9 protein-coding genes are annotated in these 16,119 nt (G+C 59.9%); 2 read left to right on the top strand and 7 right to left on the bottom strand.

Annotation, left to right across the window (positions count from 1 at the left end; all coding sequences use genetic code 11):
- Positions 1 to 24 precede the first annotated feature (24 nt).
- On the top strand, positions 25 to 3,222 hold the full coding sequence (locus IN820_RS05095; RefSeq protein ID WP_193679943.1) for an EAL domain-containing protein: 3,198 nt from the start codon (positions 25 to 27) through the stop codon (positions 3,220 to 3,222).
- A gap of 253 nt (positions 3,223 to 3,475) precedes the next feature.
- Entirely contained in the window at positions 3,476 to 4,954 is a 1,479-nt protein-coding gene (locus IN820_RS05100; protein ID WP_193679944.1) for a sensor domain-containing diguanylate cyclase, read from the top strand.
- 35 nt (positions 4,955 to 4,989) lie between these two features.
- On the opposite strand, the gene IN820_RS05105 is transcribed toward IN820_RS05100, so the two are convergent.
- The 7 genes from IN820_RS05105 to IN820_RS05135 are packed head-to-tail and all read right to left on the bottom strand — an operon-like array spanning position 4,990 to position 16,118.
- Entirely contained in the window at positions 4,990 to 8,583 is a 3,594-nt protein-coding gene (locus IN820_RS05105; RefSeq protein WP_193679945.1) for an EAL domain-containing protein, read from the bottom strand.
- Positions 8,584 to 8,585: 2 nt separating this feature from the next.
- On the bottom strand, positions 8,586 to 9,641 hold the full coding sequence (locus IN820_RS05110) for a chemotaxis protein CheB (protein WP_193679946.1): 1,056 nt from the start codon (positions 9,639 to 9,641) through the stop codon (positions 8,586 to 8,588).
- Positions 9,642 to 9,656: 15 nt separating this feature from the next.
- Entirely contained in the window at positions 9,657 to 11,855 is a 2,199-nt protein-coding gene (locus IN820_RS05115; protein WP_193679947.1) for a hybrid sensor histidine kinase/response regulator, read from the bottom strand.
- A 6-nt stretch (positions 11,856 to 11,861) separates the two neighbouring features.
- Positions 11,862 to 13,496, bottom strand: coding sequence for a methyl-accepting chemotaxis protein (locus IN820_RS05120; RefSeq protein ID WP_207793500.1), 1,635 nt, complete (start codon positions 13,494 to 13,496; stop codon positions 11,862 to 11,864).
- Positions 13,497 to 13,514: 18 nt separating this feature from the next.
- The gene (locus IN820_RS05125) at positions 13,515 to 14,117 is read right to left on the bottom strand and encodes a chemotaxis protein CheW (protein WP_193679948.1); all 603 of its coding nucleotides are present in this window, start codon (positions 14,115 to 14,117) and stop codon (positions 13,515 to 13,517) included.
- Positions 14,114 to 15,652, bottom strand: a complete 1,539-nt coding sequence (locus tag IN820_RS05130) for a CheR family methyltransferase (protein WP_193679949.1) — start codon at positions 15,650 to 15,652, stop codon at positions 14,114 to 14,116. The genes IN820_RS05125 and IN820_RS05130 overlap by 4 nt, the downstream gene beginning before the upstream one ends.
- The gene (locus IN820_RS05135; RefSeq protein ID WP_193679950.1) at positions 15,639 to 16,118 is read right to left on the bottom strand and encodes a chemotaxis protein CheW; all 480 of its coding nucleotides are present in this window, start codon (positions 16,116 to 16,118) and stop codon (positions 15,639 to 15,641) included. The genes IN820_RS05130 and IN820_RS05135 overlap by 14 nt, the downstream gene beginning before the upstream one ends.
- Position 16,119: the final 1 nt, after the last annotated feature.

Raw genomic sequence — 16,119 nt, forward strand, 5'->3', positions numbered from 1 at the left:
GTTTATACCTCGCAGGAATTCTCCATGAGCCCCATAAGCGGTCGGTTGCGGCTGTTACTGATCGATGATGACGAGCGTGGCTTCGTTATGACTCGCGACCTGCTAGGTGATGTGCAGGAGCTGGATGCTGAGCTTGAATGGGAGAGCGATGCCTGCGAGGCACTGAAACGGATCCTGAAGCAGGAGCATGATCTCTACCTCCTGGGGTGCGGTTCGGGCGGAAAGTGGGGCGTCGAACTGATGGCGAATGCACGTGCGGCCGGGGTTGCGAAGCCCTTCGTTCTTTTGGACGGGGCGGGCCATGCGAACCTGGATGCCCATGCCACCGAACTGGGCGCGGCCGATTGTCTTGTCAAAGGCCAGTTCGATGGCCATCAGCTGGCGCGTAGCATTCGCTATGCGCTGCAACGTAGTCAGGCCATTGCGCGGCTGGCGGAAAGCGAGAGGCGCCAGCGGCTGATGTTCGAAGCCAACCCCGGGGCCATGTGGGTGTTCAGCAAGGAGAGCCTGCGCTTTCTCGCAGTCAATCAGGCCGCCTGCGACCGCCATGGCTACGACCGGGATGAGTTTTTGCAGATGACAGTACTGGACATCCAGTCTCCCCATGAGCAGAAGCGTTTTTCCGAGCTTTTCGCAGAGCGCCAGCGCTATGCCGTCACGCGCCCGGACATCGGGATATGGGCTCTTCTTCACAAGGACGGTCAAGAACTGCAGGTGAGCATCAGGCTTCATGACGTAGAGTTCGATAACCAGGCCTGCTACCTGGCTTTTATAAGTGACGTGAGCGATGAGCTGAAGGCGCGGGATGAGGCGAAGCACAGCAACGCCTTCATGAAGCTGCTCGGCAATCTGAGGGATGCGGTGCTGGTGGTGGATCAGCAGGATGGCGCCGTCTGTTATGCCAATCCATCCGCTGAGCAATTACTTCGCGGCTCACGCCAGCAGCTGTCGCACCAGAAGTACGTCATGCCCTGCAGCGCTGGCCTTTACGAGCGGACGTTGCAAACGCTCGATGGAGAATCCGTTGCGGTAGAGATTCATTGCGTTGAAACCGAGTGGGAAGGCCGTCCGGCGAAGCTCCTCTCGCTGCGCGACGTCACCCTGCGCAAGCAGGAGCAGGAACAGTTGCGTCTGTTCAAGTGCAGTCTGGAGTCGAGCCATAACGGCATCGTTATCACCGACGCACGCGAAGCGGATCAACCCATCATCTATGCCAATCCGGCATTCAAGCGAATAACCGGCTATTCGCCGGCGGAAGTGATAGGTCGCAACTGCCGCCTTCTTCAGGCCGGCGAGCGCGACCAACCTGGTTTGACGGAACTCCGGGATAATCTGAGCGCGCCGGGCGAAGTGCAAACCGTGCTGCGTAACTACCGCAAGGATGGCACAGCCTTCTGGAATCAGCTGTTCATCTCGCCGATTGCCGATGAGTGTGGCGACGTCAGTCACTACGTCGGTGTGTTGAACGACATCAGCGAACAGAAACACTACCAGGCCGAGCTCAGTCACAACGCCAATCATGACCGACTGACCGGACTGCCCAACCGCGCCTTGCTGGAAGACCGCCTTTCGCAAGGTTGCAAGATTGCCCGGCGATACCAGCGCAGCCTGGCGGTGATGTTCATCGATCTGGACGGTTTCAAACCGGTCAATGATTCGTTCGGCCACGAGCTCGGCGACACGATCCTCGTGCAGGTCGCACAACGCATGAGCGCGCAGGTACGTCCTGGCGATACGGTAGCGCGCATGGGCGGCGATGAATTCATCATCCTGCTGCCGGACCTCGCCCAGCAAGAGGACGTCGTGCAGGTGGCCGAACGGCTTATGGCCGAGATCGCACGGCCCTATCGCATCCAGGAAAGGGACGTGCACCTGACCGCGAGTATCGGGATTTCGATTACCGATGGCGATATCGCGCAACCCACACAATTGCTCCAGCAAGCCGACATCGCGATGTGTGAAGCCAAGCAGGAAGGCCGGAACAATTACCGATGGTATACCAGCGACCTCAATCTGCGCATTCTGGAAAGAGTCACACTACGTAGCGATATCCAGAAGGCCATCGAAAATCAGGAGTTCGAACTCTATTACCAGCCGCAAGTTGACGCTCGTAACGGGCGCACGGTGGGTTTCGAGGCACTGTTACGCTGGCACCATCAGGAGAAAGGCTTCATCCCGCCCGATGTGTTCATCCCGGTGGCTGAGCACACGGGGCAAATCATCCCGCTGAGCGAATGGGTGATAGACACGGCCTGCAAGCAAATGAGGCTGCTCGGCAGCAGGGGCGGGGGCGAACTGTCGGTGGCGGTGAATATTTCACCGCTGCATTTTCAGCGAATGAATTTCGTCGAGACAATAACGCTGATGTTGCATAAACATCAGCTCGATCCTGCGCAACTGGAACTGGAAGTGACCGAGACGGTATTGGCGCACAACGCGGAGCGAGCGCTGGAAACGCTCCAGCAGCTCAAGGAGCTGGGCGTGAAATTGTCGCTCGACGACTTCGGCATCGGCTTTTCCAGCCTTAACTACCTGAAACGGCTACCGGTCGACAAGGTGAAAATAGACCGCTCTTTTGTCCGGGAAATCATCAGTGATCAGCATGATGCGGCCATCAGCCAGGGAATTATCGCTATGGCTCACCATCTGAATCTCAAGGTCATTGCCGAAGGCGTGGAGTTCGAATCGCAGATCGCGTTCCTCAAAAGAAGTAACTGCGATGAGTTTCAGGGTTATTATTTTGCGAGGCCGATGCCCTTTGCAGAGCTGCAGCGTTTTTTACAAAAGGATCAATCGGACATCAAGCAGAACGCCATCGATGTCACCGAACAGACATTGCTGCTATTGGATGACGAGCAAAACATACTGAAGGCCCTCGCGCGGCTACTACGCCGTGAGGGTTACAGGATCCTGACTGCTACGAATGCCAAGGATGCGTTCGCCCTGCTCGCCACCCATGATGTGCAGGTCATCCTGTCCGATCAGCGCATGCCGGAAATGAACGGTACGGAGTTTCTCAGTCGGGTCAAGGAAATCTACCCGGATACCGTGCGGCTCGTGTTGTCCGGCTACACCGATCTCAACTCCGTCACGGATGCCATCAACCGCGGCGCGATCTACAAGTTTCTGACCAAGCCATGGGACGACGACCAGTTGCGCCAGGATATCGCCCAAGCCTTCAGGGAGCAGCTGTTCAGTCAGCATAAGGAGACGGGTGGCTAGCGACCCGTTTGGTTATTTCAGGTTAGTTAATCAATTTCGGCGCTCACGCCCTCGACACTGCGTTGTGATTCCTTGCCATAGCCCTACTATGGCTCGTCGCGGCGCCTTGTCTCGGAACCTTGATCATCCAAACTGAGTAACCAACTAACCGCACAGGCCACTGGCTCGGTTTCCAGCGTTTCGTTTAATAACAATTAATTGGCATGCCAGTAGCGACTGCTGGCAGGGTGGTGCTTGAGTGTCCATTCGGAACATGTTTCTGCAGGTCTGCGTGCTCGGATTGCTGGCTGCTATCACGAGCGGGTTGTTGCTCTATCAGGAAAGTCAGCGCAGCCGCCGTGCTGCCGATCGCCAACTGGCGCATGAGGAGCTGCTTCGGCTCAACGATTTCGTCGAAACGCTCGTGCTAAGTCGCCAGCGCAGCACAGCAACCGTCAGCTATGCAGCCAATATCGAGCGTTATCTGTTGAAGCCGTCGCCGCAAGCGACGGCGGCAATGAATACACGACTGCGAAAATTGCGCGATAGCCTGGCGGTGAGCGCGATCTATGTACTCGACGAGACCGGGCTGACGCTCGCATCCAGCGATTACAACGAAACACCCAGTCATGTAGGCCAAAATTTTCAGACGCGTGATTACTTCAGGCAGAGCCTGCTGGGGTTGCCCGCTCAGGAGATCGACAATGGTCGGCTAACCGGCCGCTTCGGTGCCTATTACAGCTATCCGATCATCGGCGACTCGGCTGTCGGCGGGGATTCGTCCCGGTTCCTGGGTGCTTTGGTCATCAAGGATTCGTTCAAGCTACCGTTGCTGGGCAGCGCAAAGAAGGAGATTGCTGCGTTAAAAGTCAACACGGTCTCGGTGGTCAATATGGTCGGGCCCGGAGGCAGGATAGTTGCCTCGAACCGTGATGGATGGATTGGAAAAGTCCTGGCTGGTGTGCCCCTGGCTGGCAAGGGGCATCGACGGCTCGAGTTCGAGGGGGCCACCTACACGGCCACCAGCGTGGAACTGCAAGATTTCCCAGGTTGGCACCTGCTTCGCCTGCAGCCGACCCGACATTGGCTGGTCGATACGCTGTCGCCGCTGATGACCCAGACAGGGGGGCTTTATCTCTTGCTGCTGTGCGCTGTTATGGTCGGGATGATCGGGTTCTATCGACGGGCTGCGGTCTCGGTCAGAAAGCGAGAGCTTGCTCACAAGCGGCTGCGCCGTAGCCATCAACGTTATCGGGAGTTGAGCTGCCGCGATGCGTTGACCGGTTTGTATAACCGCCGCGCATATCAGAACGATCTGGCGCGGGAAATACAACGAGCACAACGCTATGGGCATCCGTTGAGCGTCGCTTTGCTGGATATCGATTTCTTCAAGAAAATAAACGATCTCCATGGCCATGAAACCGGTGATCGCGTGCTTCGACAGATCGCCAAGCTGATACGCGACACGATTCGCGAGGCGGATATGGCCTACCGATTCGGCGGAGAGGAGTTTATCGTCGTGCTGCCAGAAACAGATGGCAGCGCGGCTGAAACGGTTATCAAACGGATCCAAAAAGCGTTGCTCGATAGTGAAGCCAACGCCGAGGAGCCTATCGGATTTCCAGTCACCTTCAGTTGTGGTATCGCGGCCTATCAGCAGAATGATACGGCACGTGAACTGTTCGAGCGTGCAGACGCGCTTCTGTACAGGGTGAAAGCCAACGGACGAAATGGCGTGCAGGTTCAGGACTGATCCTGGATCGCTGTCACGCCATTCATGGGGAGGAGTCACATGGGTATCGGTGTGTCCGTTCGAGCCAGTTGGTTACGCATGCGCATGTTCTGGCGCAGCAGATCCCGTTGCTGGAACGCGTCACGTATCTGAGCCCGCAAGTCATCCGCCTCCCAGGGCTTGGTGATGAAACGATAGATGACTCCCTCGTTGACCGCTTTCAGGATGCTGCTGACCTCGGTGGACGCGCTCAGAACGATACGGACGACATCCGGATGAAGGCTTCTGATCTTTCCTAGCAATTCGACCCCGCTTACCTGTGGCAACTGCAGATCGGTCAGCACCACGTCCACCGGATGGGTGGCGAGAAAGGCGAGCGCCTCTTGTGGACTGCTGGCGGCGAGGAACTGGTAATTCTCGAGACGTAGCTCACGCTTCAGTGCATTGAGAATGCTTTGCTCATTATCGACCACAAGCAGGTAGCGTTCCTGCTTATCGACGATGTTGGCGGGCAAGCGTTGCTTCAGATTATGGGTGAGAAACTTCAGGCAGTCCTCGGGTGGGAGAGGCTGGGAATAGTAATAGCCCTGTACTTCATCACAGCCGGCGCGGTGCAGGAAGCTGAGTTGTTCAAGGGTTTCGACGCCTTCGGCGATCACCTTGATGCCCAGGTCATGCCCGATGGAGATCATCGAGCGCACCAGGGCCGCTGCATCCGGATTCAGGTGCACGTCGTCGACGAAGCTTCGGTCGATTTTCAGTTGGCTGAAAGGGAAGCGCTTCAGGTAGCCGAGCGATGAATAACCGGTGCCGAAGTCATCGATGGAAAAGCGAATGCCCAGGGCGCTGAGGGCGTTCATTTTCACCAAGGCCTGGTCCGTATTGCTCATGAGAATGGATTCGGTAACCTCCAGTTTTAGCAGGCTGGGGGAGAGCTGGTACCGATCGAGGGTCGACGTCACTCGATCGATGAACGACGGCTCCATGAGCGTGATGGCAGAAACGTTCACCGCGACGCACATCCCACGCAGGGTGTCGAACCAGAGCTGCAGCTGCTGGCATACGGAATCCAGCACGTGGAAGTCAATGGCAACGATCTGGCCGGTTTCTTCTGCCAGTGGAATGAACTCATAAGGCGCGATCGTTTGGCAGTCACGCTGCCAGCGGACCAGCGCCTCGAAACCACACAACCGTCCACTGGCCAGGTCCAGCTGGGGTTGATAAACCACCCTGAATTGGCGCTGTTGCAGTGCATGGCGGATATCCTGCTCGAGCCGCAAGCGCTTCTGGATGTGCTCGTTCATCTCCGGGGTAAAGGCACACACCCTGTTGCGTCCCTGCTGCTTGGCGCGATACATGGCGGTATCGGCATTGCGCAGAAGCGTATCGGCATCCGACCCATTCTCGGGGTAGCAGCAGAAGCCGATGCTGGCGCTAATCACGACTTCCTGCCCATCCAGTACCAGCGGCTCGGCGATGCTGCTCTTCAACTGTTCGAGCCAGCCGATCAGTTCGCTGGAAGCGCCACCATCGCCGTATACGATGACGAACTCGTCACCGCCTAAGCGGGCGACCGTATCAATGTCTCGGGTGCCATGACGCAGGCGTTCGCCGATCAGCTTGAGCAGATGGTCGCCGGCGCCGTGGCCGAGGCTGTCATTGATCACCTTGAATCGGTCCAGATCGATGAACACCACGGTAAAGGCTTGCTGGCTATGGCTGGCGAATGCGATCGCCAGTTGCAGTCGATCCCGAAGCAGGTTGCGATTGGCGAGCCCGGTCAGGCCGTCGTGGTTGGCTTGGTGTTCCAACTCTTCGCGGTAACGTTTGGCTTCGGTGATGTCATGAAGAATCCCGACGTAATGGGTGACTTCCTCCCGGTCATTGATCACCGGGGCGATACTGAGCTTGTTCCAGAATTGCGAGCCGTCCTTGCGACAGTTCAACAGCGTGGCAGAACCGCGCTGTTTACCAACCAGAGCGCGCCGAATATTGGCCAGCTCCGGCTGGTCCTGGTATTTGCCTTGGAGGATACGGCAGTTTTTGCCCATGACTTCGTCGCGCGAGTAACCGGTCAACTGAATGAATGCCGGGTTGACGTAGATGATCGGCTGGTCGGGCTGCTTGTTATCGGTGATGATGACTGCGTTGACGCTGACATCCACCGCTTGGGTAAGCATCCGCATTTCGAGGTCGCGCTGACGCTGTTCGCTTATGTCTTGCAGTATCGCGATGGCGCCCTGCGGATTGTTTCGCCGGTCGTCGAATGGCATCGCGGTGGCCACGATGGTCTTCCCGGCACCATCGAAGGTTTGAATGTCCAGCACTTGGTTTCGCAATGTCGTGCCTTGCCGGAGCGCCTGAATCAAGGGCCAGTCCGCATCCTCGATCCGCTGTCCGGTCTCGGCCCATGCACCTTGAAAGCACGTGGGGTCGGCCGTCTGCAGCGGCTCGTTGGAGTTCCAGATCCGACCGCTTTCGGGGTTGCTCAGAAGCATCTTGCCATCGCTATCGGTAACGAGAACGCCGACCGGCAGATCATCGACGACGCTGCGAAGCAGTGACTCGCTGCGCAGCAATTCCTGGGTTCGCAGCTGAATCTCCTGCTCCATGCTTTCCAGAAGGCGCGCCCGGCCCAGTGCCATGGCGAGTTGCTGGCCGATGGAGGTCAAGGCACTGAGCGCCTCGTCCGACCAGCTCTGGCCTTGCTCCTGTAGCACGTTGAAGACGCCGATGGTCCTGTCACCCAGCAGCAATGGAATACTGGTATGGGCGCTCGTCGTGGGGTGGTGGCCATCGAGCAGGACGCAGCAGGGGATATCGGTAGGTTCCGTCAAGCCGCCACGCTGCCAGGCGCTCACGCATGCACAGGTGCTGCCGCAGCCATTCAGGCGTTCGCCCAGTTGTTCCAATCCCGGGCCCAGAGCCCCTGCCAGGATTGGTGGTTGGTCGGGCTGAGCGTTGTTCTTCAGTAGCAGCCATGCCCCGCCTGCGCCCGGGAAGGTGAGGATTTGCTGCAGGGCGCCGTCGATGACTTGCTGTTTACTGCTGGCATCGCTCAAGCGGGCGGTGAAGCGAAACATGCATTCGATCAGCCGATTGCTTTGCATGACTTCGTCATGTTTGCTCTGCAGCTGTTGATTCAGCCGGATACCCTGTTCGTAGGTCGAAATCAGCAGATCGAAGATCTGCTGGCGGTCTGCCGTGATGAAATGCCGTTCCCCCTCCAGCATGATCTCGACACCCATCTGCATGCGCCCATGGGAGCGCAGTTCCAGATTGATGAGAAAGTAGCGAATGCGTGAAAGCAGGTATTTCTCGTCGTAGGGCTTGACGATGAAATTATCGGCGCCGGCTGACAAGCCATGCACCACGTCCCGTGCGTCGCTCAGGCGGGTGACCAGAATTACCGGAATGTAAGCGGTATGCGGCGCATCCTTCAGCCGTCGGCAAAGCTCGTAGCCGTCCATCTCCGGCATGAGGATGTCGCTGATCACCAGGGTTGGATGTTTTTCCGCGACCATCGCCAAGGCTTCTACGCCGTTACATGCGACGCGTACCTGGCAACCGGATGCTTCGAGCAGGAGTTGCAACTCAAGGGCTTGGGTCGGGCTGTCTTCGACAACCAGGATGTCAGCGTTGTTGAGCATGACTAGCGTCCTTGCCTGGGTCGGTTGTCATTCAGGTATTGCCTCGCAAGTGTATTGAGCATGTCGGCAATCTGTTCGGCAGGCAGCACTTCGCATGCTGCGTGCATGTCAATGGCCGTCCGAGGCATCGAGTCGATAACCGCATCGCTTGGCTGCTGGACCAGCGTCAGCGCGCCGTGGTTCTTGAGGTCGAGCAGTCCCGAGGCGCCGTCACGGCCCATGCCGGAGAGCTGGATACCAATAGCCGATTGGCCTAACGCTTTTGCCATGGAGTGAAACAGATGATCGGCGGAAGGGCAGATCAGTTGCTCTGGGCGGCAGGACTCAAGCTGCACATGGTTCCTGCATGTCACGCCGATCGAGCAATCATCGGGGGCCAGATAAAGCACGCCCTGCTCGAGCGATTGGTTGGCTTCGGCGACCTTCACCGGAATGGGAGCTATACGCTCCAGCCACTCCCGGAAGCTGTCGATGAATCCCGCGGCGATGTGCTGCACCAGCAATATCGGCCAGGGTTGCGCAGGATTTAGCCGCTGCAACAGGGTTTTCAACGCCGCCGGTCCGCCGGCCGAGGCAGCGATGCCGACGATTTTCGGTATGTCGGTCGATTCCGGCGCCGGCCGTTTCGATACCGTCGACGGCATGCGATCCGCTGTGCTGCTACGCCTGACGATCTTGACCTGTGACATGACGCGCAGCGTCCTCAGCAGCTCATCGACGCGCTGATCGAAATCCGGTGCCTCCGGCCCGGCTGGCTTCTGTATCACGGCTAACGCGCCGGCCTCCAGAGCGCGTATGGCCGCGTCGGCAACCTGGGCACTGGCGGTCAGCACTACCACGGGCAAGGCATGCTTCTGAAGAATCCGAGCGGTTGTCGCATAGCCGTCCATGCCCGGCATGTTCACGTCCATGGTGACGATGTCCGGCGTATAGCTATCCAGAATGTCCAGAGCCTGCTCGCCGCTTTCGGCGATACGGGAATCAATCCCAGCGCTTTCGAGAATGGCGCAGAGCAGCATGCACGCTACAGGGGAATCATCAACGACCAATACCCGCATCAGCGAAAACCTCGATTAAATCAAACGGCGAATGGCGTCCAGCAGGTTGTCCTGCGCGAAACCGCTTTTCACCAGGTAGGCATTTGCACCAGCCTCCAGCCCTTTCGCCCGATCCTCCGGCGACTCCAGAGCCGTCACCAGAATCACCGGCAGCTGGGCGAGCTCGCGGTCGGCGCGAATTCGATCGGTCAGGGTGAAGCCATCCATACGGGGCATCTCCACATCGGAAACCAGCAGATCGTATTGCTCCTGTTTCAGCGCGCTCCATGCCTCCAGGCCGTCGTTGGCCGTGGCCACCTGATAGCCGGCGGCCTCGAGGATTGCCTTCAGCAGCCCTCGCGAAGTGAACGAGTCCTCGGCAATCAGCAGCCGCTGGGCTCGCGTCGTAGAGCCTTCTCTTTCCTGCCTGGACAGGGAGCTGACGTTCGTCGCCAGGGCACTCTGGAACAGGTCGGCAGGCTCGAGAATGGGCACCAGTCGGCCATCGCCCAGCACGCTGGCCCCCATCAGGTTGCGCACCTTCTGCAACTGCAGCCCCAGGCTCTTGACCGTTATTTCCTGATCGCCGAGCAATTCGTCCACGAGCAGTACGAAGCGCTCGCCGCGCACTTGCAGCAACAGCAGCGTCAGCTCGCCGGCATCCGGCTCGACGCTGTCGAGGCCGAGGATGTCGGCCAGGGGCCAGACGGGAAGCACGCGTTCTTCCCACACCAGAGAAGGCCGGTTCTCCAGCATGCGGACAGCGCTCGGAGGCAGGCGCAGGCAGCGCTCGACCGCCAGTGCCGGTATGGCGAAGAGGCGTTCGGCATTGCGCACGATGACGGCACGGAAGGCGGACAGGGTCAGCGGCAGGTACAAGCGGAACCAGGTTCCGCGGCCGGGAGGCGACTCCAGCTCGACATGGCCGCCGATGCGCTCGACGGCATCCTGGACGATGGCCATGCCCAATCCACGTCCGGACAGGTCGGTGATCATCGCGGCGGTCGACAGGCCGGAGGCGAACACCAGCTTCTGGGCTTCGCTGTCGTTCAGTTGGGCCGCTTCCGCCTCGTCCAGCAAGCCGGCGCCGATGGCCCTCGCTTTCAACTGCGGGATGTCGATGCCGCTGCCGTCATCGCGCACGCTCAGCAGAAACCAGCCGGCCGACTCCTGCTGCAATTCGATCTGCAATTGCCCAACGGGCGGTTTGCCGAAGGCTTCGCGCTGATCGGGCACCTCGAATCCATGATCGATGGCATTGCGCAGCAGATGCGTCAGCGGGGTGCGCAGTTCGTCGAGAATACGCTTGTCCACCTGCAGGTTGGCACAGTGCATTTGCAGTTCCACGCGCTTGCCGGCTTGCCTGGCGAGGTCCTGTACCATGGCCGGAACGCCTTCGACCAGCGTGCCGACGGGCAGCAGCAACACAGCCAGCATGTCTTCGGCATGCGCATCGGATAGCTGCGACATGCCCTGGGCCAGGTGCCTGCCTGACTTGTCGAGATTGATCGCCTCGAAATGCAGCCGATCGAATTGTTCCTGGCTCCAATCCAGGTAATCGAACAGGCTTTTCAGCGTGTCCCGGTTCTGTATCGGCAGGCTTTCCAGCTCATCGCGCAGCTGTTTCCAGCCATGCTGGCCGACGAATTTCCTGTTGCGCTGCGCATCGAAGGCCAGCGCATGCTCGTGCAAGCCCTGCGCCAGGGCCTGGGCTTCGAGCTTGTGCTGGAGCAGTGCTTCGCCATGAAACAGCAGAGCATCCAGATTCTTCGCCGACACCCTGACCATGCTCGAGTCGGTTGCTTGTTGCGTTCGCACAGGTGCCGTCTCTTTCAACCGCACCGTCTCGCCACGGCCGGCAGCTTCCAGCATCTCGGCGAGTTGCTGGAGTTCTTCGGTTTCCACTGGCTGGGCAGCGCTCAGCTTCTGTACGGCACTCAGGGCTTGTCGGCAAAGCTCGATGGACGTGGCGCTCAGTTGCAACCTTTCGTTGCGCACAGCGCCGAGCAGGGTTTCCCAGGCATGGCAGAGCTGCTCGAGCGGCTGCAGTCCGACGGCCCGGGCCGCTCCTTTGAGGCTGTGAACTTCGCGAAATACCGACTCGATCGACGCCTGATCGGCCGCGGCCTCGTGCCAGTCGGCCAGCCCGTCGGCCAGCACGATCAGCCGCTCGCGTGCTTCGATGCGAAAGCTTTCCAGCAGGCGTTGCTGCAGCGCAGCGCGATCCAGGCTCATGATCGGTCAGAGCCGAAAACGGCTGGTCAAAGCCTTGAGTTTGAGACCCACTTCATGCAGGTTGCGAGCTGCCAGGTCCACCTGGCGGGTGCCGGCCACGTTGTCCTGGCTGGCCTGGTTGATGTATTCCATCGCGCTGGCGATCTGATCCATGCCTACCATCTGCTGCTGGCTGGTGGCCGCGATCTGCTGGGCGACGTCGCTCGACTCCTCGATGCTGACGCTCAGCGTACGGATCGATTCACCGCTGACTCTGGCCCGTTCGTAGCCGATCTCCACCGCCTTGCTGCCTTGTTCGGCCAGCAAAATCGCCTTGGTCGTGGCTTTCTGGATGTCGCCGAGTATGCCGCGTACCTGTGCCGTGGCCTGCTTGGACTGATCGGCCAGCGCCTTGACCTCTTGTGCGACCACCGAAAAGCCCTTGCCCGCTTCGCCCGCCTTGACGGCTTCGATCGAGGCGTTGACGCCCAGCAGGTTCGATTGCTCGGCCAGGTCGCCTACCGTCGCGACGATCTCGCCGATGGCCTGGGTCTGATCCCCGAGGCGCATGATGCTTTCGGCCACCGCCTGCATCTGTTCGCGAATTTGCTGCATGCCCTTGAGGGCTTCGTCCACCGCCTGGAAACCGCCCTGGGCCACCTGCCTGGTGCGCTCGGCGCTTTCGGTCACCGTCTTGGATTTGTCGCTGGCGAGCATCGCGGTCTGTTTGACTTCCTCGACCGTGGTCACGATTTCGCTGACCGCGGTCGCCGTTTCCTGGGTGCTGGAAGCCGACTGGCTGGTGGCTGCGAGAATCTCCTCGCTGGAGCTGGCCAGCACCGAGATGCCTTCATCGATTTCCTGCACCATGTCGCGCAGGTAGTGACTCATGTCGGCGAATGCCTGGGCGAGGCTGCCGACCTCGTCCTGGCGCTTGCTGGTTGCGACCGACTGCGGGATCTCGCCGCGCCCGATCTGTTCGGCAAGGCGCGTGAGCGCTGCCAGCGGTTTCGCGATATGCCGGCTCAGCAACCAGGCCAGCAGCGCGCCGAGACCCACCAGTAACAGACAGAGCCCAAAGATCTTTTGCTGGGTACTCTCCAGTTCCTGGCGTGACGCCGCGAGCGCTTCGGCGATGCGCTGATCCGTCAGTTGGGTAAGCTGCATGCCATGTTCGTTGATGCGCTGGAGCCGCTCGGCTTGCTCGTCAGCCTGCCAGCGGACCGCGGTCTCCACCTCGCCATTGCGAAGCATCTGCAACTGCTGGGCGCGAGCCTCGACCACCTCGCTGCGAAGCCTGTCTATCTGGTCGATGATTCGACCGGTTTCCGTGTCTTTGGCGGCACTGGCCTGTAACTCTTGAAGAATCCGGTCATTGGCTTCGCTGCCACGGCGAACTTCCTGTTCGAGGCTGGCCAGGTCGGCACCTGCCGCGTCATTGGCGGTCTGCAGGACCACGGCGCGCATTTGCTCGAGATTGATGCGCAATTGGCCCACTTGGGTGACCAGCTCATAGTTGCGCTGGAACTGTCGCTCCTCGGCTGCCTGCAGATCGACGAAGCGTTGCAGGGTGCCGAACAGCAGACCGCCGAAACCGAGAATCAACACGGCGAACGCGATCACCAATTTATTACCGATGCTGAACCGCAACAGGTTCCCCATGCCATTTGTCTCCGCTTTTTAATTGTTGATGCGCATCGAGGGGTCGCTCAGCAGCCGGGCGCCGTCCAGTACCGTCCATTGGTCCGGCGTGACACCGAGCAGATAGGCTGCACGAATGCCCGAAAGATTCGCCACTTCGGCCTGCAGGCTGCTGCGATGGATCTGTCTGATGCCCAGCACGCGATCGACCAGCACCCCGAATTCCATTCCGAAACCGTGCAGGATTGCCAGAAAGTTCTTGTCGGATAATCCGCTCATCGGCAGCTCGAGAAGCACACGCAAATCCAGTACCGAGACGATGCGCCCGCGCACGTTGACGATGCCCAGCACATGGCGTGGCGTGCCGGGCAGGGGGGTGTACTGGGAGAGCAGCATCACCAATGCCACATGCTCGCTTTCCACCGCGTAGGTTTCACCGCTGAGGCTGAAAGTGAGCACTTCGATCCAGTCGTCTGATTGCGTCGCTTCCGGCGTCGCCGCCCATTGGCGAGTGCGCTGGCGTAACCGCTCATCGCGCTCTTCAGCGCCGGGGGCAAAGTCAGCGGTCAGACGCCTGCCGAACTCGGCCAGCCTGGCATTGACTTGCTCCCAGCGCTGATTGTCGTGCATCGAATCGGTCATTCGGTTCCCTCATCCTGTAGCTGCTCACAGAGGCGCAGCAACTGGGCAGCGCTCATGCCATCCGAATGCGGCACCAGATAATCGTCGTTCCGTTCGGTCAGCAATTGTCGACACACCTGCAGGGCCTTGCGGCTGGCCGGCATGCGCCGCTCGGCTTTGAACAGGCGGGCCTGGAGGAAGTAGGCAAGAATGAACCCGGGGTTCAGGTACAGCGCTTTCTGCAGCGCCTTCAGCGTGGCCTGGCTATTTCCGCACTGTTGCTCGAGCAGGGCCTGCAGCCAGTACGCCTCCGGTGAATTTACCCCTGTCGCCAAGGCCAGTTGCAAATATTCCCTGGCCGCTTCGATGTTCTGTTCATTGGCCCAGCTTCGGGCCACCAGCAAGCAAGCCCTATGGCGCAGAGCAGAGGCCAGATCGGCCGACTCCAGGTAGCTCCGCAAGGCTTCTCGCGCCGTTCGGGGCTGGCCCGCTGCCAATGCCTGCTCCGCCAGGGCCAATGGATCCGCAGGCTTGCTGCCAGCCCGATCCTCGAGGTTTTCCCGGGGCACGGGGATGGCGGCTTTCGGTTGCAACGTTCGCGCGGACACAGGCCGTCGTGGCGCAGGGGGCGCCACAGCGTTGAGCCTGGATGTCGTTCGCGGTTGCGCTATGCGAGAGCGCTGAGCGACAGTCGCGGCTTGCTTGGACAGGGCATAGTTGCTTCCCGCAAGACGGCCATTGAGTCCCGCTTGAGTCGCTATGCCAGCCTCGACGGACGTCAGCATCAGCAGACCGTCCTGGTCCATCCCCGCGAGCAACCGCCGCAACGCGGAGCTGGCCCGCGCGGCCGAAAAATACATCAGCACGTTACGGCAGAGCACCAGGTCGGCCCCCGGCATTGGACAGGCCTGCCGACCGTCGGCCAGGTTGAACCGGGCAAAGCGGATGCGCCCGCGCCAGGCGGCGCGCACGCGCCAGCGAGAGCCGTGCGGTTCGAAGTAACGCTGGCGATAGGCATCGTCATCCCCTCGAAAGGCGTTGCGTCCGTAGATGCCTGTCCTCGCCTGAGCGAGGAAGTCTTCACTGATATCCGTCCCGAGCAGTTCCACCGTCCAGCCATCTCTCTCTGCGCCCAGCAGGTCGTCGATGAGAAACAACAGGCCATAGGCTTCTTCGCCGGTGCAGCAGGCCGCGCTCCATAAGCGCAAATGCCGTTGACCCTCACCGCGGCGACGTGCCAGCAGCGGTTTGAGGTGATGCTCAACCAACCAGTCGAAGGCGTCGGCATCGCGTCGGAAATAGGTTTCGCCCACCGAGAAGGCCGGTACCAGTGTCTGGATCCGATTCGCGTTCCAGTCGGCGAAGGCGAGCTCGGTCAGCCAGCTATCGACATCGGAATGCGCCCGCGCCTGAGCCAGGCCGGTCAGGCGTTTGATCAACTCTGCCTGGCGCGCGCCGGAGAAATCCATTCCCAGGTGCTGATGGACCTTGTGGCTCAGCGCATCCAGCAGACGTTGCGAGCGATGCAGCGAATTGCCGGTCTCAATCGTGGTCATCGAAGGCCCCGCCATGCTGAGCCATGGCACGGGCCAAGCACTCTTCATCTGTCGCAGAAAGCACTTTCTCGACATCCTGAATCAGCAGCATGCCATCCGCGGTGCGGACCACACCGCGCAGCAGGTCGGATGGGACGGTGGGGTCCGGCGCTGGAGAAAAGTCGGCCGCCTGGTATGAGCGCACGGGTTCAACCGCTTGAACTGCCAACAACAGCTCCCTGCGACTGCTCTTCAGCCAGATGAAGGGTTGCCATAACGATCGCTGTGGTGAAGCCCAGCCAAAGCGGCGGGCAAGATCGACTACCGGTAGCAACTGACCGTGAACGTTCACAAGTCCGTGAACAGTATCGGGTGCTCCAGGCAAGGGGGTACTCAGCAATGCCGGGAGTACCTTCAATACATCGTGGACAGGAACGGCTAGCTGATGCCCCGAGATGGCGAAGGGCAGCACTGAATATGTGTCCATA

Source organism: Pseudomonas lopnurensis (assembly GCF_015070855.1).
In the GTDB taxonomy this organism is placed as follows: domain Bacteria; phylum Pseudomonadota; class Gammaproteobacteria; order Pseudomonadales; family Pseudomonadaceae; genus Stutzerimonas; species Stutzerimonas lopnurensis.